The sequence below is a fragment of the Methylobacterium sp. CM6247 genome (genome assembly GCF_054817925.1).
Genome location: NZ_JBTXKX010000003.1, coordinates 1,772,955 through 1,794,332 on the forward strand (window position 1 = coordinate 1,772,955; position 21,378 = coordinate 1,794,332).

Consider the following 21,378-nt stretch of genomic DNA (forward strand, 5'->3'; position numbering starts at 1 on the left):
CGTCGGTCACGCGGTGCACCTCGGATTCGCGATCGACCGTCCGACGGTTTGCAAGCTTCGTACACATTGCCCGACGCGCCGGCGCGTCGGGCAATGTGTACGGCCGCTAGAGCTGCGCCCGACCACGTTGGGTCGGGACACATCTCTAAGCCTCTGTTTTGCCGCGCTCTTTTTCGCCGAACCGGCATCCACTTCGGCGGAGAGCGCTCTAGAAATCGACGGAGGCGGAGACGATGACGGTTCGGGGTGCGCCGACGGCGAGGAATCCGCGTGCGGCGGAGGCCCAGTACGAATCGTCGAACAGGTTCTCGACGGTGGCCCGCAGCACCACGGGTTTGCCCGAGACGCCCTCGAAGGCGTAGCGCAGGCCGGCATCGAAGCGGGTCCAGTCGGGGACCGACTGGGTGTTGGCCTGATTGTAGAACTGGCGGCTGGTATGGATGGCCCGCCCGGTGAGGGTCAGGCCCGGGGCCAGCCACGGCGGCAGGTCGTATTCGCCGTAGAGATTGATCGCCATGTCGGGGACGCCGGGAGCGGCGTTTCCGTCGAACTGCCCTCCGAGCGTCCTCACCAGTTCCGCGTCGATGAAGGCGATGCCGCCGAGCAGGCGGATCCCCGCGACGGGCTCGCCGAACACGGTGAACTCGGCGCCCCGGTTGCGCTGCAGCCCGCTCACGGAGAAGCGCCTCGTGCCGGGATCCGTGAAAGCGCTCGGCTGCTCGATCTCGAATAGCGAGGCGGTGACCGAGACGGTGCCAAAATCGTATTTGGCGCCGACCTCCTTCTGCCGGCTCACGGTGGGGGCGAAGATCTCGTTGGCATTGACCGCGGTGACCGGCGCGCTCGGGCCTGCGTCGAGGGACTCGATGTAATTGCCGTAGAACGACAGGTTCTCGAAGGGGCGGATGACCAGGGCGATGGCGGGGCTGAACCGGCCCTGGTCGTAGCTCGATGCCAGCGACCCCTGATTGGCCACCGGGCGGGTGACGTAGCTGTTGACCGCGATGTCCTGGAAGCGCCCGCCCAGCGTCAGCATGAAGCGGTCTTCACCCAGGGAGAGGGTGTCGGCCACGGCCACGCTGCGTGCGCTCAGCTCCGTGAAGAGGGGTTGCCGGCTGGAGCGGGGATAGACCCCCGTGGCGACCGATCCGAACGGCAGGTAGGTCGGAGCGTAGATGTTGGTCTGGAAGCTCGGGAGGCTCGGGGGGAAGTAGCCGCGCGAGAAGTTCTTGTTCACGGCCTCGGTCGCCGAGACCGAGACCTGGTGCCCGATGAAGCCGGTGTGGAAATGCGAGCGCAGCCCGATCTCGCCGGTCAGGCCCTGCAATTCGAGGGGGGCGATGGCGAGCGTGTTGGTGGCCTGCCCCGAGGCTCCGGTGATCAGGTAATAGGAACTCAGCGAATCCTCGCGGTAGCGGCTGATGCCGCCCGCGGCGTAGATCGTCGTCTCCGGCAGGATATCGAATTCGACCCGGCCGGCGGCCATGCCGTAGGTGGTGTCGATATATTCGTTCGTGTTCGCCGTGTTGCGCCGGTTGTTCGGGGCGCGGGGCACCGCGATGTTCGGTGCGGCCGCGTTGAACAGCGATGTCGGCGCCGTGATGTTCTGGTTGGAATGGTTGAGGTCGAGCGAGGCGCGGAACCGGTCGCCGCGATAATCGAGGCCCAAAGCCGCAATGCCCACCTCGATGGCGTTCTTGTCGAGGGGGGTGCCCCCGTTGCGGTAGGCGCCGTTGAAGCGGATGCCCCATTCCTTGGCGGCGCCGTAGCGGCGTCCGAAATCCAGGTGGGTTCCGACCTGGGAATCGCTGAAATAGCTCGTCGTGATGCGCGTGAGCGGCTCGTCGAAGGCGCGCTTGGGGATGAGGTTGATGGTGCCGCCGACACGGCCGACGCCGCCGTTGAGGAAGGCGGTGGGGCCCTTCAGCACCTCGACGCGCTCGAGGCCTTCGGTGAAGGTGCGGCGCGCATTGGCGATGTAGAACAACCCGTCGAAGGCGGTGTCGAGGTTGGTGACCGAGAAGCCGCGGATGAAGAAGGAATCGCGTTCGCTATAGGGCGGCGCGTCGTTGCGCACCGAGGGATCGTTCTGCACCACGTCGCCGACCGTGCGCGCCTGCTGGTCCGTGATCAGCTTTTCCGTGTAGCTCGTCACGTTGAAGGGCGTGTTCAGCACGGAGCGGTTGCCGAGGAGGCCGAGCCGGCTTCCCGTCGCCACCTGGCCGCCGGCATAGGGAACGGGAGGCTGGCCCACCGTTCCGCTCGACGGGGGCAGCCCCGCATGCGACGCCCGGTTCAGGCGCTGGGCCTCGACGCTCAGCTCGGCGAGGGTCACCGCCCCGGCCGGCTCCGGGCCGAGCTGGACGTAGCTCGGATTGACGAGGGTGATGGTGGAAGGGCCGACCGCCCGGTGGGTCAGGCCGGTGCCTTCGAGGATCCTGGCCAGGCCGTCGAGGGGCGGGAACGCGCCGTCGACGCCGTTCGTGTTCAGTCTCGCCGTGAGCTCGGTGGCATAGACCAGCTTGACCTTCGCCTGTTCGGTGAAGGTGACCAGGGCCGTTTCCAGAGGCCCTTTCGGAATCGACAGGGACACGCTGTCCCCCTGTCGCGGGGCCGAGGCTTCGGGAGCGAGGGCGATGATGCTCGCCTTCCGGTCCTTGGCCGATGGCGGGCGCTTCGCCTCCTGGCTCTGCGCGGCGGCGGGGACCATCACCAGCATCGACACGCCGGCGAGGAACACCCTCGCGCGCCGCTCCCCTGCAAACCCAAGCTCTCGCGCCGCCATTGCACGCCCCATCCGTCGGTTGAACAGGACGGTGCGCTTCGCGCTCTCTCGTCCCTTACCGATTGAGATCAACGGGCCCGCGATCTCCTGACGTCCGAGAACGGAATTATTTCGGCCTCCTATAGCGGCGACCCGACCAGGACGAGGAGGGGCGTGAGACGGGTGACGCGCACGTTCATCGTCGCCGCGATCACGTCCAGCGCCTCGTCCGTATTGTGGGGGTCGAAGGCCCCGGTGACGCGCCGCTCGCCGGCCTTGGCGTCGATGAGGACGACGCGGCCGTGGCGGTAGCGGTCGAGTTCCCCCAGGACGGCGGAGAGCCGTTCGCCCGAGAAGACGAGGCGACCCTCCCGCCATGCCACGCTCCGGCTCGGATCCGCCGCGACGACGCCGAAGGGCGCCCCGTCCTCGCGGCGCACCGCCTCGCCCGCCGATACCAGCATGTGCCGGTGCTCGTCCGCCACATCGACGCGTCCTTCGGTGACCCCGACGGGGCTGTCCGCACCGTCCGCGCGGACGAAGAAGCGCGTGCCGATCGCCCGCACGCTCAAGCCATTGCCGCGCACCACGAAAGGGCGCCGGGAATCCGGGACGACGTCGAAGAACGCCTCGCCGCGCAGGAGCTCGATTCCGCGTTCGGCGTCCGTGAACCGCAGCGCCACCGCCGTGTCGGTGTTGAGGTCGATGCGGCTCCCATCGGCCAGGACGGAATGGCCGATCTCGCCGACGCCGCTCCAGAGGTCGGAGCGGAACCGGTCGATCAGGCCGAGTTGATGGATCAACGCCGCGCACAGGATGGCCGCCACGGCGAGGGCGGCGAGTCCTGTCGGCGAGGTGCGGCGTCTGCGTGGGTCGGGCACATGGCCGAGCCTGCGCCAGAGCGCATCCATCTCGGCATGAGCTTCGGCATGGGCGGGATCGGCATCGCGCCATTCCGCGAAGGCCTCGCGGTCCTCCCTCGTCGCATCGGGGGAGGAGAGCCGCGCGACCCAGCCGGCCGCGGCCTCGAAGACGGGATCCTCGTCGTCGCGCGCGTCCGCGTCTGTGGTTTTGTCCTTGGTCACGGTTCTGCTCTCCGGACCCGATCCCGGCTCGGATCGCCGAGCCGTGTGTCCCTACCGTCTCTGATCAACGAGGCGGCCGATCCCTGACGTCGCGTGTCACGAACGTTCGCGGCTCCGGCTGCGGCAATGCAGGAGGGCCTTGATGAGGTGCTTCTCCACCATGTTGCGGCTGATGCCCAGGCGTGTGGCGACTTCGCCGTTGGAATGGCCGTCGATGCGGACGAGGAGGAACACCTCCCGGCACCGGGGCGGCAACGCGTCGATATCGGCGGCGAGCCGCCGGAGCTCCTGGCGCGCCATCACCTGCCGTTCCGGCAGCGCATAGGCATCGACGATCTCCGACATCTCCGCGTCGCTCACGGAATGGAACAGCGTCCCTTCCAGCCGCTGCCGGTTCCGCATCCGCAGGGCGACGTTGTTGGCGACCTGGAACAGGAAGGCGGAGGGGTTCTCGACGCTGGTGCGCGAGAGCGCCGCGAGCATGCGCAGGTAGGTCTCCTGGTGGGCGTCGGCCGCGTCGGCGGAATTGCCGAGCAGGCGCAGGAGGAAACGCTGAAGCTTCGCGCCTTGGCTACGATGCAGCGCATCCATCGATACCAGCTGCATAAAACCAGCTCCCACCACCTTGGGATCACCGCGGGACCGCACGATCTCTTGGCGTTGAAACAAGCGGGTGGATTCAAAATTATGCAAGCACGTCAATAGTTTATATGATTTCTAAAATGTCCTGCCCCTGACGGATCAAGCCCTTGTGTTTCTGTCGGAAACATCTTGCCGGCCGGCCTTACCCGCCGGGACGCCCTGCTTCTCACTGGGCGCGAAAGCCCCCGTCCTGTTGCGCTGCGGACACAGATATCGGCCATCCGCGTCCGGACGGGCCCCCGAAGCGTGTCGGGATGGCCGGCCCGGCGCGGAACGCCCTGAGGCATCGGCGTCACGCCACGCGGTAGAGGCTCGTCTCCGTGGCGTCGCGGAACTGAACGTTCAAGCCCGCGCCCGAGCGATGCCGGACTTCACAATCGAACCGGCGTCCGTCCTCGTCGATGGTGACGGCGAACCGGTCGGGAACGTCGGCGCGTCGCGACACATGCAACCGCGCGCCTCCCTCCGACAGGTCGCGGACCGAACATGCGATGCGTTCGCCGCCGGGGAGGTGAATATGGGCCGGCAGCAGGACGCGCCTCCGGCGCTCCGCGCGGCGTTCCTCCATGCCGACGGTCCAATTGTCGAGGCCCGTGCTGATGCTCGACACTCCCTCGGCCGCTTGCCGCATGCTGACCAGGATGTCCCCCGTCGTCCGTGCCTGCTCATCCACCGCCTCGGTGACTCCGGCCACATGCGTGCTGATCGTCCCGATCGCCTGTGTGATGGAGGCCAGGGTCGCCGCCACTTCGGTCGAGACCGCCTGCATGCCGGCGATCTCGCTGCTGATCCGGTTCGTGGCGGAGGCCGCCTGACTGGCGAGGCTCTTGACCTCTGTCGCGACCACCGCGAAGCCGCGCCCCGCGCTGCCGGCCCGCGCCGCCTCGATCGTCGCATTGAGCGCCAACAGATTGATTTGCTGAGCGATGCCGGAGATGACCGAGGCGACGCCGCCCATGGCCTCGGTGGCGGTTCGCAGCCGCTCGGTGGCGGCATCCGCTTCGCCGGCACGCCCATGGATGTCGTCCACCACCGTCTTGGACTGGGCCATGCTGCGGGAAATGGCCTCCGCGGACGCGTTCATGGCGTCGGCGGCGTCGGTGACGGACTGGACGTGGTCGAGAGTCCGCTCCGCCGCCTCGACCGCGACGGATCGCGCCTCCATGTTGGCGGTGACGTCCGAGGCGTATTTGACGATCTTGGTCAGCCGGCCGCTGGGATCGAAGATCGGGTTGTAGCTCGCCTGGATCCAGACCGAGCGGCCTCCCTTGCCGAAGCGCTGGAACATGCCGGAGGAAAATTGTCCTGCCCGCAGGCGGTCCCAGAAGGCGGCGTAATCCGGCGTCCGCGCATAGCTGGGCTCGACGAACATGGCATGCGGGCGCCCCCTTATGTCGTCCAATTGGTAACCGACCGCGTTCAGGAAGTTCTCGTTGGCGTCGAGGACCGTTCCGTCCGACGCGAACTCGATCACCGCCTGGGACCGATTGACGGCCTCCAGCTGCCCCATGGCATCGGCGGTCTGCAGCTTCTGCCGGGTGATGTCGCTGGCGAATTTCACCACCTTGATCGGGACCCCGTCCCGGTCGCGGATCGGGTTGTAGGTCGCCTGAATCCATACTTCGCGGTCGTCCTTTGCGATCCGCTTGAACTCGCCCGAACGAAACTCGCCACGGGCGAGCGACGTCCAGAATTCGCGGTAGGCGGCGCCCACCCGCTCCGACGGGTCGACGAAGAGGCTGTGATGCCGCCCGCCGATCTCCTCGAGCGTGTAGCCCATCGCCGACAGGAAGTTCGCGTTGGCGGTCAGGATAGTACCGTCGAGGGCAAACTCGATCACGGCCTGCGAGCGATGGAGGGCGTCGAGTTGCCCGTCATGTTCGATGTTGCGCAACACTTGAGCGGTGACATCGGTCGCAAACTTGACAATTCGGCTGACCTTCCCGGCCCGGTCCAACACGGGATAGTAAGTCGCCTGGATCCATACCTCGCGCTCATGCTTGGCTAGGCGCTTGAACTCGCGCGTCTGTGCTTCGCCGCGGCGCAAGGCCTCCCAGAACAACCGGTAATCGTCGCTTTTCTGATCTTCGGAAGAAACCAGGAGTGAGTGATGCCGACCCTTCAACTCGGAGAGGGAATATCCCATCGCATCGAGGAAGAGCGGATTGGCATCCAATACTATGCCGTCTGGGTTGAATTCGACCCGAGCGCTGGACTCGTCTATCGCGGTCATGAGAGCGCGGCGGTCTGCATCGAAAAATAACACAGGTCTCATTCCCTGTAGCATCGGTGGCGTTCCGCTACCCTTGGCACGACTTGGTTAAATGAAAACAAGTCATCCTTCAGCTTTCGAGCCCGGGGCTCGCCGAAGATGGACGGGCCGCGTGAGGCATTTCGTACCAGGGAGTCTGCGTTCGACGTTCGATGGAGACGGGACGTGAAAGCTTTTCTCCGCAGCCTCGTGGTCGATCCTCGTCGTCGCGACATCCGGCTCTCCTTCGAAACCGTCCGGCTCGCTCCTCCCGGTCCGGTCCGCTGGGGCCACGGTGACGATGTCGCGCTGTCGGCTGACATCGTCGAGCCTCATCGGCCCCTCGCAACCTGCTCGTCCTCTTCGGTCGCCGGTCGCGCGGCGGCCAAGCAGTTGTTTTGCCTCTGGTATATCACTGACAGAAGAGTAGCCGGGTCTAATCCACGATGCTGAGTGCGGCTCAGCACGTCAGGAATGAGATTGCTGCCCCATATTCAAATCACACAAGACGAACGAGCCGAGTTGTTCGGCATCGGCGTCAAGAAGGAGCTCGTAATACAGATGAAGACCCGTATCGCCGCTATCGCCACTGCGTTTGTTCTTGGCGCTGCTTCGATCTCGTCCGCGATGGCTTTCGAGCGCCCGACCCGTTACAGCTCGTTCAATGCCTACGACGTCGAGGCCACGGGGTCTCTCGGTCTCCGCGACGGCAATGCCGGGCGCAACCCGGCCACCTGTCCGATGAGCTCCGCCGCCGAAGGCAATGCGAACCAGCAGAACTTTCCGGTCCAGCAATATGGTCAGACCTCGGGCGGGAATCGCTGCTGAATGAAGATCTTCTCATACGCCATGGCGGCCGCCGCCACCCTCATGCTGGCAGCGACGCTGGTGAGTTCGGCAAGCGTTCTGATGAGTGTCTGAAGTCCGGCTCGAACACGGATCGTCGCGCAGAAAGGCCGCCCCTCGGGCGGCTTTTTTTGCTTTCTCGGATGAGAATGTGAACTAAGTGAAAGATGGGGACTTAAGCAGTTTCGCGGGCAGATGGACTGCCCGTCAGCGAACCGGCGCCGTAGCCGACAGTTTTACCCCATGAACGACAACCCGCTCAATATCTGGCAGCTTCGCAGCCATGCCAGCGAGGCTATGCCGTTCAGGGACGGCGTCGACCGGGCCATGGCAAAGGCTTTTCCGCCGGTCGAGGGGGAAATCCCCGACCGTATCGCGAAGGCCCTGCAGGCCTTGGAAGCCGCGATGGGCGGAACGCTGGCGAGCCGGCCGTCGTCACGCTGCGGGTCGAGCGGCACTCCTCGGGATGCGGCGCATTGGCATCTGATGTCGCCGATGGCGGCGATGACCAGTTCGGCCTTCCTGCCGAACGGCATCCGCCACGGCCTGCGCCATCCCTCCGAGATCGGTATCCGTCCGTAGAACGCAGAGGGTTGTCGGGTGCACGGTTCGACTGTGCGCCCCGGTGACCGCAGGTTGAGCGAATGTGACGAAGCCCCGGCGACCCGAGAGGTCCGGGGCTTCGCGCGTTGAACACACCGATGAAGGATGCGGAGTCAGCTCGGCTGCTCTTCGGTCTTCTCGATCTCCGGATCGTCTTCCTCCGGGATCGAGGGCGGCTGCCGCTCAGGCTTTTCGGGGGCAGCCGGCGGAGTGTCGATGGGCTGCAGATCGGCGCCGGGCTGCGGTGTGTCGGCTGTCTTCACGGATGTGCTCCCTCGTCGTTGCAGGGAGCAAAGCCCCTTGGATCGGAAGCGTTCCAGCGCGCGCCCTGCGTCATCCCCCGCGCGAGCCTCACGGATATCCAAGGCCGCGCTAAGCCGTTGCGCGATCACGGAATGCGCGCTGACGTCGCGAGTCCGATCCACGCTGCCGGCCTCCCTCTCGCCTGTGCCATTCAGCCTCATCTCCGATCCGATGCGGGTAAGCTGTCCGCCTCTGGCTGTCGGTGCAAGTCGTCGGCGCATGTGCCGCCTGCCGGCTCGCTTTTGGAGCGAGGTGGCGGGGCCGGCGATGTCGCGACGACGAGCGACCCCGATCAGGCCCGGCCAAGCTCGATCCGCTCAAGGGTGTCTCAGGAAATGAGATCGCATTCGCTGCGGCTTATGGGCGCCGAGCAAGCGTATCCGCATTTTGAGCGAGGCTTTAAGCAACCGGCTGCAGCGTTAACAGTTAGAGAGACAAGGATTTCGTCCAATCGAGACATAACACAGTTTAATATTCGGAGACAGTCTACATGGCACTCGACCCGCGCTCCATCTATGTTACTGCCCTGAAGAACACGCATGCCCTGGAGTTGCAGGCGCTTCAGATTATGGAAAGGCAGGTCGAACGCCTGCAGCGCTATCCTGAAATGGAAGCGGCGTTGCGTCGCCATATCCAAGAGACGCATGGCCAGCGTGACCGGCTCGAAGAGGCGCTGTCATCCCTCGGCGATGGCCCCTCGGCGATCAAGGAAGGGTTCCTCGGTTTCGTCGGCAACATGATGGCGCTGGGGCACGTGCCGGCTCAAGACGAAATCCTGAAGAACACCTTCGCCAATCATGCCTTCGAGAACTTTGAGATCGCGGCCTATACCTCGCTGGTGACCATCGGGGATGCCGCCGGGCAGAGTGCGCACCGCACCGCATTCGAGCAATCCCTGAGGGAGGAGCAGGCCATGGCGAAGACCGTCGCCGAGCTCATCCAGCCGACCACGTTGCGCTATCTGGAACTCAGCGCAGCCGACGAAAAAGCCGACCGCTGAATACTGGGCGCTGAGTATTCGCCGGGCGCCATGGGGTCGACGATCACCTTGGCGAACGGTGGAAGCTCGGCGCCAATCCGTGTGAGCCGAATACCGTCCGGCTTGGCTGAGAGTCGTCGGCGCGGGGAGCCTCCGCGGACGGTCCAGGGATCAGGATTCAGGGGAGGATCCGAGACATGTTGGCGATGAACTATCGCGGGCCCTACAGGGTTCGGGTCGACAGGAAGCCGGTTCCGATCTGCGAACATGTCCAGGATGCCGTCGTGCGGGTGACCCGCACCTGCATCTGCGGCTCAGACCTTCATCTCTACCATGGTCTTGTTCCCGATACCCGGGTGGGCATGACCTTCGGCCATGAATTCATCGGTGTCGTCGAGGAGGTCGGCTCGCAGGTCGGCAACCTCTCGGTCGGCGACCACGTGATCGTCCCGTTCAACATCGCTTGCGGCCAGTGCCATTTCTGCCGGCAAGGTCTCTTCGGCAATTGCCATGAAGCCAATCCGCAGGCGAGCGCGCTCGGGGGCATCTTTGGCTATTCGCACACGGCCGGCGGCTACGATGGGGGGCAGGCGGAGTATGTCCGTGTCCCCTATGCCGATATTGGCCCCTGCAAGATCCCATCGACGATGGATCTCGACGACGCGGTGCTTCTCACCGATGTCGTGCCGACCGGGTATCAGGCGGCCGAGATGGCCGGTATTCAGCCGGGCGACACGGTGGTGGTTTTCGGTGCCGGTCCCGTCGGGATCATGGCGGCCCGGTGTGCGTGGCTGTTCGGTGCCGGACGTGTGATCCTCATCGACCACATCGATTACCGGCTCGATTTCGCGAGGACTTATTGTCCCGCCGAAGTCTACAACTTCCGCTCGATGGACGATCCCGTCGTCTTCCTGAAGAAGACCACCGATTCCCTCGGTGCCGATGTCTGCATCGATGCCGTCGGCGGCGACGCGGCGGGCAGCGCCCTGCATACCCTGCTGGGCACGAAGTTGAAGCTCGAGGCGGGTGCCGCGACCGCGCTCCATTGGGCGATCAATTCGGTGAAGAAGGGGGGCGTCGTGTCGATCGTGGGCGTCTACGGTCCCACGGGCAACCTCATCCCCATCGGCAATGTCGTGAACAAGGGCATCACGATCCGGGCCAACCAGGCCTCGGTCAAGCGCCTCCTGCCGAGATTGATCGAGCATATCGAGGCCGGACGCCTGAACCCGAAAGCCTTGATTACGCACAAAGTGCCTCTGGAGGAGATCGCGGACGCGTATCACATCTTCTCGGCCAAGCTCGACGGATGCATCAAACCCGTACTCGTCCCCCCTTCGGCGCGCGGGTGAGGAAGACCGACATGCGAAACCTTCCGATCGACCCATCCAAGATCCCCGGCTGGGGTGCCGATGCCAATCCGGAGAACGACCCGACCTACCCGATGCGCGACCGATCGCGCGACGACAAGGGCGGGATGAACTGGCTGCGGCCGCCGCAACAGCGACAGACGGTCGAAATCCTGCAATCCATCGAGCGGAACAACCTCACGGCGGTGTTCGGCACTTCGACACCGCCGAGCGGCGTCAGTGGTGCCATGCGGCGTCAGGCCTTCAAATACAGTGAGTCCGAATGGGCTCATTGGTTGATGCTGATGGCGGCCGACCGGGTGAATGTCGTCGAAGGCCTGGTGCAGGATTTCGGTCGCGGCACGGTTCCGAACATCCCCGCCGAAATGGGTTTCCGTTCGGAACTCAAGCACAACCGTGCCGGGCTGGTCAGGAAAGCCGCGGTTTCAGGGGCCGTTCTGGCCCTCGGTGTCCTGGCCTTCCGCCTGCTGTCGTCAAAGGACGGCAGCCGCCATACGCGGCGGCGTGGTGGTTGAGCATCGCTAGAACCGCCTGACTTTTAAAACCGTCTTCGCTGTCGAAACAATAGCCTTCGCCATGAATTGTCCCATCGAGTGAGGTGATCGAAAGCAAAGCCCAGGGCGCCATGGCTATTGTTTTTGTTAATGCTGTGTGTTCTCGCCATCATTTCTGAATAAGAATGGATAATGGCTTTTCATGGCTTGCCGTGCTGACGGATAAAGCTTGCGGTCACCTCATGCGCCGCCAACGCAGATATGATTGTTCTTGCAAGGATCGCTTGAGATGACCGATTTCCCGAAGCCGCCATTCGAGAATCAGCGGCCCCTGACGCCACCGGGCCGCGATGCCGATATGGACCCGCGCCCGGATTACGGCGAGGCGCATTACAAAGGGTCGGGGCGCCTTTCCGGTCGCAAGGCGATCATCACCGGCGCCGATAGCGGCATCGGGCGGGCCGTGGCCCTGGCCTACGCCCGCGAAGGGGCGGATGTTCTGGTGAGCTATTATGACGAGCATGAGGATGCTGACGAGACCTGCCGGCTGATCGAGTCCGCCGGCCGCAAGGCGGTGCGGATGGCGGGTGATGTGAAGGATCCCCGGCATTGCCGCGCCATCGTCGAGACAGCCGTCTCCGAGTTCGGCCAGGTCGATATCCTGGTCAACAACGCCGCCCACCAGAAGACATTCGCCAGCCCCGAAGAGATCTCCGACGAAGAGTGGGAGATCACCTTCGCGACCAATATCCACGCGATGTTCTACCTGGTGAAAGCCGCACTCCCGCATATGAAGCCCGGGAGTTCCATCATCAACACGACCTCGGTCAACGCCGATACGCCGAGCCCGCAGCTCCTGGCCTATGCGACCACCAAAGGGGCGATCCAGAACTTCACCGGCGGTCTCGCCCAGATGCTGGCCGAACGGGACATCCGGGTGAATTGCGTGGCTCCGGGTCCGATCTGGACGCCGCTCATCCCCGCCACCATGCCGTTGGAGAAGGTGAAGAGCTTCGGATCGCAGGTGCCGATGAAGCGTCCGGGTCAGCCCTGCGAACTCGCCCCCGTCTATGTGATGCTGGCAGGCTCGGAAGCGAGCTACGTCTCCGGCGCCACCGTCGCGGTGACCGGAGGCAAGCCGATCATCTGAGAGGCACCCGGTCTCGGATGGACCGGACTTCGGAGGCGGCCCCAAACGCTGCCCCGAGGGCTTTACCGTCCGCGAGGGCCACGAAAGATCCCTGCCGCCTTCGCGGCAGTAGCAGGCGGCTTCGTCGTGCCGCCTGCATTCTTGCGTCAGTCGATGAACCCACAGCTGGATCTTATTGCCTGCCTCTGACAATAAAAATGCAGATAAATACGGTTCAGGCTTCGCGATGATTTGCCAAGGATAAATATCGGAACTGACATTGCGGTGAATCGTTCTCTCTGCAAGGCAACGCTATTCGATAGGTGTACCGAATGACTGCTAAGCCGCCACCCGTTCCACCTGCCAACCAATCCGACAAGGGGCCCGGCAGCGCGCCGGAGGCGCCCGTGTCGACGGCACCCAAGGGTTCCGCACAGACGCAGAATCCCGACAAGATGGGACAGGCCGGAAATTCCAAGGTCAACACGACGCATCAAGGCTATCAACAGGACCGCTGATGAGCACCTCGAAGAAAACTCCGGCTGCCGATCGTCATCATGGCGGGCCCGGTAGCAGCCACCAGGATGCCACCGAACCTCGGTCCGAACCGGATCGCGGCCCGCGCCCGGGCAGTCCCACCAACGATCCCATCTCGCATGTGTCGGGCGGCGGCGGCGAGCGCGACCGCCACCACGCGCATGACGCGGAAGGGAAGGGCGGTCACCGCTCGCATTGAGCGGCGGCATACGCCTTCGAACTCGGACACAGGAGGAGATGTTTCATGGCCAAGGCCAATCGCCATTCCATGGGGCCGGGTGCTCAGGGCAAGGGCACCGGAACGGGCGCGATGACGGATCTGCCCGAGGGAATCCTCGAAGAGAACATGGTCTTGAGTAACCGCGACAAGTCTCGGCATACCGACCAGCGCGGATTGGACAGCAAGACGGTCCAGACCGAGCAATACCAGGATCACGCGGCCAACCGCGAAATCCCCCCGGATGCCATCGAATCCGGTGTTTCCGGGAACACGAGCGGCCTGGCCAATCCGAAAACCGATCTTTCGGGCGGGGAAAGCAGCCTGAAAAGCCAGGACCGGGACTAAAACCCGTTTCGATCGTTCACCTAGCCAATGGTGCTCCGGTCTTCACGAGACAGCGGGGGCGATCCGGCCCCCGCTGCCTCGACGCTGGGACGTCGAGCACGAGGTGGCGTCGCGTGTGCGGGCCATGAACCGCCAGTGGAGTTTTCTCATGGGCCTACGATCCGAGACGCCTCCGCCGCCCGCCGACCTCGCGGTCGAATCGCCTGCGGATTCCGATCGCCCCACCAGCGCGATGCTGAAAGCCGACATCGATTCCGGCAGGACGGGCGACAAGATCCCCCATTACGATGTCGGCCTTTCGCCGCTTGGCACCGATGACGAGGCCGCCGGGAATACGCCCTCGAAGGAACGGATCGCGATGGCGCGGGGCACGGAGGCGGCCTCGCCTCGGGTTCAGGCCACCGCCCGGGCGACGGGACGCGATTCCTGGGTCATGCCGCTCTATATCGGCCTCGTGGTGCTCGCGGCCGTGGTGATCGGCGGTTCGCTGTATCTGTTTCGGACCTGACGCGACGACACCGGCTGAAGCTGCGGCGCGGTAATCTTACATCGCTGCGCGAGCCTGGCCGCGCCGGTACAGGACCCAGCCGACGACGAGCATCGCCGCGCCCCATAGCAGGAAGCCGACATCCCAATAAATCCACTGCGCCCGTGGCACGGTCTCGTTGACGTGGTGAAGGCCGAGGAGGTGGTGATTGATCGTCCCCTCCACGAGATTGAAAATGCCGAAGCCCATCAGGATGCCGCCCGGAAGCAGCCAGCCCGACCACCGGAGATGGTTCTGCCTCGAGTAACGCCACAGCACGAACAGTCCGGCGAGGGTGAAGAGATAGGTGCAGGCGTGAAACAGACCGTCCCAGAGCGTGTTGATCTGCAGGTTCTCGACGCTGTCCGCGGGATATCCGGCGCTGCTGAGCATGTGATGCCATTGCAGGATCTGGTGGAGCACGATTCCATCGAAGAACCCGCCGATACCGAGGCCGAAGAGAATGGCCGCCGAGAGCGGGAAGCCGGTCGGACGCGCGTCGTCGCTTGTCATGAGGATGTCCGGATGATCTGGGGGAAATCAGGCGGCGAACAGGTGAAGGCTGAAGAGGCCCGCTCGGTCGAGCCAGACCCGCTCTGGCCGCCACCCGGCGCGCTCGGCAAGTGTCCGGAACGTCTCGGGCACGTATTTGTGCGAGTTGTCGGTGTGGATGCTCTCGCCGGCCCGGAACCGGATCTCCATCCCCGCGAGAAGGTAGCAGCCCGGCTCCCGCGCCACGAGATGCGCTTCCACCCGGAAAGGATCGGGCAGGATGCGGGGTTCGTGCCGGAAGTTGTCCAGGTCGAAATCGGCGTCGAACTCCCGGTTCAGCCGCTCGAGGAGGTTGCGGTGCAGGGCCGGCATCAGCCCGTCGGCATCGCCATAGGCGCCGCGCAGGCGGTCCGCGTCCCGGTTGGGGTCGGCCCCGATGAGAAAGCGGCTCGGCCCCAGGGTGGCGCGTGCCCGCCCCAGGAACAGTTCGGCCTCGGCGGGGGTGAAATTGCCGATGCTGGTGCCGGGAAAGAACCCGAGCACCGGCCCTCCCGACAGGTCGACCGGTAGCCGGACCGGCTCGGAGTAATCGGCGCAGACCGGGATCATCTCGATCTGCGGATAATCGCGAGCGAGCCGCCGGATCGCGGCGTCGAGATAATCCCCCGAAATGTCGATGGCGATGAAGCGCGCCGGCCGGTCGAGGGCGTCGAGCAGGGTACGGATCTTGCGGCTCGCTCCGCTGCCGAATTCGACGATGGTGGCGCCGGGTCCGATCAGGGGGGCGATTTCGGCCGATACGGACGGCAACAGCGCCATCTCGGTTCGCGTGGGGTAGTAATCGCCGCTGCTGCAGATGCGGTCGAACAGGTCGGAGCCGGTCTCGTCCCACAGGAGCTTGCCGGGAAGACGCTTCTGCGGCTGCGCCAGTCCCGCCAGAACGTCCTGCAGCAGGTCGGCCTGGTTCGGGGACAGGGCGGCGTCACCATCGATCATGGAAGGGCCTTCCTCGGTTCAGGCTGGGCGCGTCGCCGTCAACACCACCAGGGCGATGCGATCGGCCTCGGCATAGGCCGGGTCCTCGAGTTCCTCTCCGTAAGCATCCGGATCGAACTCGCGATACTGCGTGCGCAGCCCATGTCTTTCACAGGTCGCCAACGCGGCGTCGCGGAAGGGATCGGCGCCATCGACGATGACGGAGCCGGTGAACAGAACGAGGCTGCCCCCCGGGGCCAGACGTTCGGCCGCCGCCTCGACCACGGCCTGTGACAGCCCTTCGCCGAAGGTCCCCCCACCATGGCGGTAGGTACGGCCGCTCCGGTCGATCATGAAGGGCGGGTTGGAGACGATGAGGTCGAAATCGCCCTCGACGTCGTCGAGGAGATTGCTCCGTCTCGGCTCGATGCCGGCGACCCCGGCGGCCCGGGCATTGATCCGGCCGGCCTGCAGAGCGGCCGGATTGATGTCGACGAGGAGTACTTCGGCGCCCGCGGCGCGCTTGGCGATGGCGATCCCGGCCGCTCCCGATCCCGAGCCGATATCGACGGCCCGGTGAACCGGTTTCTCGCGTTGGGCGAGATGAGCGATGACGGCGGAGACGAAGCGCATCGTATCGGGGCCGAAGAAGACCGCGTCCGTCGAATCGGGCGGATAGGCCGAATGCAGGAAGAGTTCGTCGTCGAGGCTCGAGAGGCGGATCGTGGCGCGCCGGAACTCACCCTCGCTGTCGACGACGCCCGCCCGTTGCAGGGCGGCGAGAACGTCCGACGGCACGGCGTCGTCCGAGAACGGGCGGCTCCAGCCGAGGACGTCGCGCAGGTGGCGGGCGCGCGCCGCGTCCGGGCGTGCATTGACACGGGCATGGCTCGCCGGCGTCACGGTCGTGAACGTGTAGCCCGTGTCCCGCACCGTGCGGATGAGATCGACGAGGGCGTCCTCCGTTTCAGGTCCCACACTCTGCACTCCGGTCATCTCCCATGGTCTGTTTGCCGGGTTCGGCCCATCTTTTCGCATCGGAGCCGGATCGCGCATTCGCCCGTATCGGGTTCCTCGTTCGCCGGCCGTCGGGCTCGTCGCGCGGGTGGACGCGCTGGCCCCCTCTTGGGCGGCGTAGATCTCGGTTCACCAGCGGGCGGCGTCCGAAAGGAAAAGCGATCCGTGTTCGGCCAATGTTGCGTCGATGGGGCGCGATCCAGGCTGGATATATGCGACCACAACCGGGCTTGACTGTGGTTGTTCCTAGTTATGGCGGCGTTGCATTGGTAACCTCGGTTAAAACTAACTTCGATCAAGCATTATGCAGATGTTAATCAAGGCGCCTTGCCTGATACTGGATTGGGTTCAGGCGAGGCCGATGACCCGAAGAGCGCCATCCCGGACGTATCGCGCGCCGCCGCTTCACTCACCGATGACGAGCCCGATGGGCCGATGAGGCATGATCGATGGATGCGCGGACCGGCCGACAGCTTCACGGAGAAGAGCGGCGTTTCCGGGAATTGACCCTCCGAGGCCTGGTGCTCGGAGCGGCCATCACAATCGTGTTCATGGCGGCCAATGTCTATATGGGCCTGAAGACCGGCATGACGTTCTCGTCATCGATTCCCGCCGCGATGCTGTCGATGGGCCTGCTGCGGTTGTTCGGCGAGACCTCGATTCTCGAGAACAACATCGTGCAGACGCAGGCCTCGGCCGCCGGGACGCTCTGCAACGTCATCCTGGTCCTACCCGGCCTCGTGCTGATCGGCCATTGGCAGGGATTTCCGTTCTGGCAGACCGGAGGGGTCTGCCTCGTCGGCGGATTGCTCGGCGTCGCCTTCTCGATCCCGCTGCGGCGGGCGCTCGTGGCCGAGGCCGGGCTGCCGTTTCCCGAAGGCGTGGCCGCCGCCGAGGTGCTGAAGGCCGGTGCCGGAACCGAGGACGGAGACGGCAGCCGGCACGGTCTGCGCGATCTGCTCCGCGCCGGAGGGGCGGCGGCCCTGATCGCATTCGCGACGAGCGGCTTGCGCGTCCTCGGCGAGGGTCTCCACACCACCCTGCAGGCCGGTGGGGCCGTGTTCCGGCTCGGGACCGGCTTTTCCCTGGCCCTCGTCGGCGTCGGCTATCTCGTCGGCATCGGAGCCTGCCTCGCGTTGCTCACCGGCGTGATCATCGCCTGGGGGGTGGCGGTCCCGGTCCTGACGACCCTCGGGCAGGGGGAGGGGATGGACCCTGGCGCTGCCGCCGAGGCGGTGTGGTCGGACCGCGTCCGCCTGATCGGAGCCGGCATCATCGCGGTCGGCGGGGCCTGGACCGTGGCGACGCTGGCGCGGCCGATCCTGGCGAGCATCCGCGCCGCCCTGACATCGGCTCGCGGCAGCCATGGGGGCCTGCGCGACCTGCCGCGCCAGGAGCGGGACATTCCGATCACCTGGGTCGGCGGAGCGGCCGTGATCCTCATGCTGCCGATGGCGCTCCTGCTCGGCCAGTTTTCGGCCGGGGCCGAACTCGGCGGGCTCTATCCCGTGCTGATCGTGGTGGCGACCGTGTTCGCGGCGGGGTTCGGCTTCCTGATGGCGGCGGCGTGCGGCTATCTCGCGGGCCTCCTCGGCTCGTCGTCGAGCCCGATCTCAGGGATCGGCATTCTCACCACCATGCTGGTGGCTCTCCTGCTGCCGCTCCTCATCGGACGGAGCGCGGGACCCGAAGGCGACCGTTTCGTCATCGGCCTGGCGCTTCTGGTCGCCTCGGTCATCGTCACCATGGCGTCGATCGCCAACGACAACCTGCAGGATCTGAAGACCGGCCAACTCGTGGACGCCACGCCCTGGCGGCAGGAGGCGGTGCTGGTCGCGGGCGTCGGCGTCGGCTCGCTCGTGATCGGTCCCCTGCTGGCGCTCCTCTACAACGCTTACGGGTTCGTCGGCGCCCTGCCGCGAGACGGCATGGATGCGAGCATGGCCCTGCCGGCGCCTCAGGCGGCGCTGATGACGCAGATCGCCAGCGGCATCGTTCACGGCGAGCTGCCCTGGAACATGGTGCTGACCGGTATGGGGCTGGGCGCCGCCCTCGTCGCCGTGGAGGCGCGGCTGCGCCGAAGCGGGCGCGTGTTCCCGGCCCTCACGGTGGGCATCGGCATCTATCTTCCGCTGAACGTGGTGGTGACGATCGCGATCGGAGGCGTGATCGCGTGGCTGAGCGAGCGGGCGTTCCGGAAGCGGTTCGAGGGGGAGGGGGCCGAGCCCGCCTATGAGGCCGTGCGTCGCCGTGGAATCCTGCTCGCATCGGGCTTTCTCGTGGGCGAGAGTTTCGTCGGCGTCCTGCTCGCCGCCGCCGATACCGTCACCGGACGCAGCGCCTCCCTGACGATCGCCGGTCCCGAGCTTTCCACCGTCACCGAAACGGCGGGCCTCGCCGTGTTTCTGATCGCGATCGGGATCTTCTACCGGGTCGTATCCCGCTCTCCGCGCTGACTGGCACGATCTCGTCATCGGGATCCCGTGCCGCACCGGGCCCCTTTTCGGAACCTCGCCGCCGGACTTGCGGATCGACCATTATCCGGGGCGGTCCGGCGTAGTTTTACTTGAGTGTCATGTTTTCCACTTCACTGCGCGATCAAGGCTATCATTTCCATCGCATTGTAATTCAATATGCATTCTGGCGACTTGCTTTTGTGTCGTGAGAGAATTGAAAAATATGGAAAAGTCTTTTCCGGTAAAAGTCAGTATTATGAGATGGGCACTGATTATATGAGGCGAAAATAAGACGTTCGTTAATAAATGTTTGTGTGCGATGACTGAAAAACAGCGCTCTGTCCGGTTTTATACCAACGGTTCCTGCCCAAGGAATTATAGCTCTTGAAAGATTGTCATTCTCGCCGAAGTCAATCTATAGCCGTTGATGGATTGGCAGGAGTACCTACCACATGAGCGATGATGCCCAAGAATTTCAGGCCGATTATATCGAACTCACGGCCGACCTCGTATCCGCCTACGTCTCCAACAACTCGATACCTGCAAGCGCGCTGCCTGATCTGCTAAACAACGTTCACGCCGCGATCAGTGGTCTGGCTTCCAGAGGATCGGAGGCAACCGAGACCGACAAGATCGAAAAGGCGACACCGGCGCAGATCAAGAAATCGATTTCCCCGGACGCTCTGATCAGCTTCGAAGACGGTAAGCCCTACAAGACGCTGCGCCGCCATCTGACCCTCCGTGGTCTCAGCCCCGAAGCCTACCGCGCGAAATACGGCCTGCCGCCGGATTACCCGATGACCTCCGCGAGCTACTCGGCGCAACGCTCGGAACTCGCCCGGTCGCTCGGCCTCGGGCAGCCGCGCCGGGCCCCTGCGCCCGAACCGGAGGAGACGGTCGTTCAGGACGACGCTCCGGTATCCGAGAAGCCGAAGCGGGCGGGCCGTCCGCGCAAGGCCGCCACCGCCTGAGGGACACGTTCGGCCTGAGCCGAGGCCCGGTCGAAGCCGATCCGCACGCGACAGGCCCGAGCCGGTTGCGCGATCGGCTTCGAGTGACGCCGATCCGAAGGTGAGCGCGCTCGCCTTCGGCAGGCCTTGCGCACGGGGAAGATCAAAGGCCCGGGAAACTCAAAGGCCCAGGAAAATCAAAGGCCCGGGAAGATCAGAGGCGCGGAATGCCCGTTCGGGATCATGGAGACACCTTGATCGGTGCCGGCCTCGCCTTCACCGCGGGGTTCGTGGACGCCGCCGCCTTCATCGCCCTCACCGGCCTCTTCACGGCGCATGTCACCGGCAATTTCGTGCTCATCGGTGCGGAGCTGATTTCCACATCGAGCGGCGTCATCGCCAAACTGCTGGCGCTGCCGGTTTTCATCCTGGCCGTCGCCCTGACGCGACTGGTCACCCTGGTCCTGGAGCGGAGAGGGGTGGCGCCGCTTCGGCCTTTGCTGGCCCTCGAAGCTGCCGTTCTCATCGCCTTCGCGGTTGCGGGCATCGCCCTGTCGCCCCTCGGATCGCCGGACGGCATCGCGGCGATCACCGTGGGCATGCTGGGCGTCGCCGCCATGGGCATTCAGAACGGGATCGGCCGTCTCGTCATCGGTCATCTGGCGGCGACGACCGTGATGACCGTGAATGTCACGCAGGCCGTGATCGACCTGACCGATCGCTTCTGCGGCGCGCGCGCCACTGCCCAGACCAATACCCGCCTGAAGCGGACGCTCTCGGCCGTGCTGGCTTTCGCCGTGGGGGCGTTGGCCGGGGCTTTCGGCGTGGCGGCCCTGTCTTTCTGGTCGATCTTCGTGCCGGCCCTCATCCTGACCGGTTTGATGATGATCCCCGTGCGAAGCCCGAACGCGTGACGAGGCGCGGCGGCTGCGTGGTCAGGGGCGAGGTCGACGGTCGTCTTATCCTGAAGCAGCCCCGCCGCCCCGATCTGCTCACGGGGTCGGCGGGGTGCATCGTGTCGTGTCCACACGACGGGAGCCGATACGCAACTTGGCTCGACATCAGGATGCACCGCTTCGGTTAGCAGAAGGCAAACTCCCCGTCGGGCGACTGGCCCGGATCGGGAATGCGGGATCGTCTCCTCTCGAACCCCCTTGGGTCCGGCCTTCGCGACTTTTCGCAATCCCGAATCCTCGCGGAAACAATCCAGGCGACGGCGCAAGCATGCCGTGCCTGCCCGTGGGAACCGTCTGTCCGCCACCATGCATCCCCGCGGCGTCTGAAGAGTTTGATGGAGGCACGACCGCGTGAATCGAGGGCGCTCGACGAGTCACATCTCGTGAGATCACACTGGGATCGCAGGGAAAGCCTTGGCTGTTTGAGGCCGCGGCCCC

The 21,378-nt window shown here is 65.0% G+C and carries 21 protein-coding genes; 13 read left to right on the forward strand and 8 right to left on the reverse strand.

The window, feature by feature from the left end; translation table 11 throughout:
* Positions 1-208 precede the first annotated feature (208 nt).
* The 4 genes from ACYQOP_RS09165 to ACYQOP_RS09180 all read right to left on the reverse strand — a co-directional run bounded on the left by ACYQOP_RS09165 (position 209) and on the right by ACYQOP_RS09180 (position 6,724).
* On the reverse strand, positions 209-2,785 hold the full coding sequence (locus ACYQOP_RS09165; RefSeq protein WP_461225256.1) for a TonB-dependent siderophore receptor: 2,577 nt from the start codon (positions 2,783-2,785) through the stop codon (positions 209-211).
* Positions 2,786-2,904: 119 nt separating this feature from the next.
* The gene (locus ACYQOP_RS09170) at positions 2,905-3,849 is read right to left on the reverse strand and encodes a FecR family protein (protein WP_461222168.1); all 945 of its coding nucleotides are present in this window, start codon (positions 3,847-3,849) and stop codon (positions 2,905-2,907) included.
* 96 nt (positions 3,850-3,945) lie between these two features.
* Positions 3,946-4,455, reverse strand: coding sequence for an RNA polymerase sigma factor (locus tag ACYQOP_RS09175; protein ID WP_461222169.1), 510 nt, complete (start codon positions 4,453-4,455; stop codon positions 3,946-3,948).
* 328 nt (positions 4,456-4,783) lie between these two features.
* A complete protein-coding gene (locus ACYQOP_RS09180; protein ID WP_461222170.1) occupies positions 4,784-6,724 on the reverse strand; it encodes a methyl-accepting chemotaxis protein in 1,941 nt (646 codons plus the stop codon).
* Between the two features lie 579 nt (positions 6,725-7,303).
* Here ACYQOP_RS09180 and ACYQOP_RS09185 point away from each other — a divergent pair.
* Positions 7,304-7,570 carry a hypothetical protein gene (locus ACYQOP_RS09185; protein WP_056423210.1) on the forward strand — a complete coding sequence of 89 codons (267 nt, stop codon included), beginning with the start codon at positions 7,304-7,306 and terminating at the stop codon, positions 7,568-7,570.
* Positions 7,571-7,831: 261 nt separating this feature from the next.
* On the forward strand, positions 7,832-8,170 hold the full coding sequence (locus tag ACYQOP_RS09190) for a hypothetical protein (protein WP_056422045.1): 339 nt from the start codon (positions 7,832-7,834) through the stop codon (positions 8,168-8,170).
* A 134-nt stretch (positions 8,171-8,304) separates the two neighbouring features.
* Here ACYQOP_RS09190 and ACYQOP_RS09195 read toward each other — a convergent pair whose 3' ends face one another.
* Entirely contained in the window at positions 8,305-8,454 is a 150-nt protein-coding gene (locus ACYQOP_RS09195; protein ID WP_156467615.1) for a hypothetical protein, read from the reverse strand.
* A 530-nt stretch (positions 8,455-8,984) separates the two neighbouring features.
* On the opposite strand from ACYQOP_RS09195, the gene ACYQOP_RS09200 reads away from it, so the two are divergent.
* The 8 genes from ACYQOP_RS09200 (at position 8,985) to ACYQOP_RS09235 (ending at position 14,076) form a co-directional block, all read left to right on the forward strand.
* Complete coding sequence (locus ACYQOP_RS09200; protein WP_056422041.1) at positions 8,985-9,494, forward strand: ferritin-like domain-containing protein; 510 nt, start codon at positions 8,985-8,987, stop codon at positions 9,492-9,494.
* A 176-nt stretch (positions 9,495-9,670) separates the two neighbouring features.
* On the forward strand, positions 9,671-10,825 hold the full coding sequence (locus ACYQOP_RS09205; RefSeq protein ID WP_461222171.1) for a zinc-dependent alcohol dehydrogenase: 1,155 nt from the start codon (positions 9,671-9,673) through the stop codon (positions 10,823-10,825).
* An 11-nt stretch (positions 10,826-10,836) separates the two neighbouring features.
* Positions 10,837-11,358: a hypothetical protein gene (locus tag ACYQOP_RS09210; RefSeq protein ID WP_461222172.1), complete on the forward strand. Its 522-nt coding sequence runs from the start codon at positions 10,837-10,839 to the stop codon at positions 11,356-11,358.
* 268 nt (positions 11,359-11,626) lie between these two features.
* The gene (locus ACYQOP_RS09215) at positions 11,627-12,487 is read left to right on the forward strand and encodes an SDR family oxidoreductase (protein WP_311275754.1); all 861 of its coding nucleotides are present in this window, start codon (positions 11,627-11,629) and stop codon (positions 12,485-12,487) included.
* A gap of 311 nt (positions 12,488-12,798) precedes the next feature.
* Entirely contained in the window at positions 12,799-12,984 is a 186-nt protein-coding gene (locus tag ACYQOP_RS09220; protein ID WP_246748098.1) for a hypothetical protein, read from the forward strand.
* Positions 12,984-13,202, forward strand: coding sequence for a hypothetical protein (locus ACYQOP_RS09225; RefSeq protein WP_056422031.1), 219 nt, complete (start codon positions 12,984-12,986; stop codon positions 13,200-13,202). Before ACYQOP_RS09220 ends, ACYQOP_RS09225 begins: the two co-directional genes overlap by 1 nt.
* Before the next feature lie 45 nt (positions 13,203-13,247).
* Positions 13,248-13,568 carry a hypothetical protein gene (locus ACYQOP_RS09230; protein WP_461222174.1) on the forward strand — a complete coding sequence of 107 codons (321 nt, stop codon included), beginning with the start codon at positions 13,248-13,250 and terminating at the stop codon, positions 13,566-13,568.
* A gap of 148 nt (positions 13,569-13,716) precedes the next feature.
* Positions 13,717-14,076, forward strand: coding sequence for a hypothetical protein (locus ACYQOP_RS09235; RefSeq protein ID WP_461222175.1), 360 nt, complete (start codon positions 13,717-13,719; stop codon positions 14,074-14,076).
* 36 nt (positions 14,077-14,112) lie between these two features.
* Here the strand turns inward: ACYQOP_RS09235 and ACYQOP_RS09240 are convergent, their stop codons facing one another.
* From ACYQOP_RS09240 to ACYQOP_RS09250, 3 genes are read right to left on the reverse strand one after another with little or no spacing between them, the layout of a single operon-like run.
* The gene (locus ACYQOP_RS09240) at positions 14,113-14,607 is read right to left on the reverse strand and encodes a DUF2243 domain-containing protein (protein ID WP_461222176.1); all 495 of its coding nucleotides are present in this window, start codon (positions 14,605-14,607) and stop codon (positions 14,113-14,115) included.
* A gap of 27 nt (positions 14,608-14,634) precedes the next feature.
* Complete coding sequence (gene egtD / locus ACYQOP_RS09245; RefSeq protein WP_461222177.1) at positions 14,635-15,582, reverse strand: L-histidine N(alpha)-methyltransferase; 948 nt, start codon at positions 15,580-15,582, stop codon at positions 14,635-14,637.
* Positions 15,583-15,600: 18 nt separating this feature from the next.
* Positions 15,601-16,557: a methyltransferase gene (locus tag ACYQOP_RS09250; protein ID WP_461222178.1), complete on the reverse strand. Its 957-nt coding sequence runs from the start codon at positions 16,555-16,557 to the stop codon at positions 15,601-15,603.
* 470 nt (positions 16,558-17,027) lie between these two features.
* Here ACYQOP_RS09250 and ACYQOP_RS09255 point away from each other — a divergent pair, with 470 nt between their 5' ends.
* The 3 genes from ACYQOP_RS09255 (at position 17,028) to ACYQOP_RS09265 (ending at position 20,898) form a co-directional block, all read left to right on the forward strand.
* The gene (locus ACYQOP_RS09255; protein WP_461222179.1) at positions 17,028-19,034 is read left to right on the forward strand and encodes an OPT family oligopeptide transporter; all 2,007 of its coding nucleotides are present in this window, start codon (positions 17,028-17,030) and stop codon (positions 19,032-19,034) included.
* Positions 19,035-19,486: 452 nt separating this feature from the next.
* Positions 19,487-20,005, forward strand: coding sequence for a Ros/MucR family transcriptional regulator (locus tag ACYQOP_RS09260; RefSeq protein ID WP_056422016.1), 519 nt, complete (start codon positions 19,487-19,489; stop codon positions 20,003-20,005).
* Between the two features lie 206 nt (positions 20,006-20,211).
* The gene (locus ACYQOP_RS09265; protein ID WP_461222180.1) at positions 20,212-20,898 is read left to right on the forward strand and encodes a YoaK family protein; all 687 of its coding nucleotides are present in this window, start codon (positions 20,212-20,214) and stop codon (positions 20,896-20,898) included.
* Positions 20,899-21,378 lie beyond the last annotated feature (480 nt).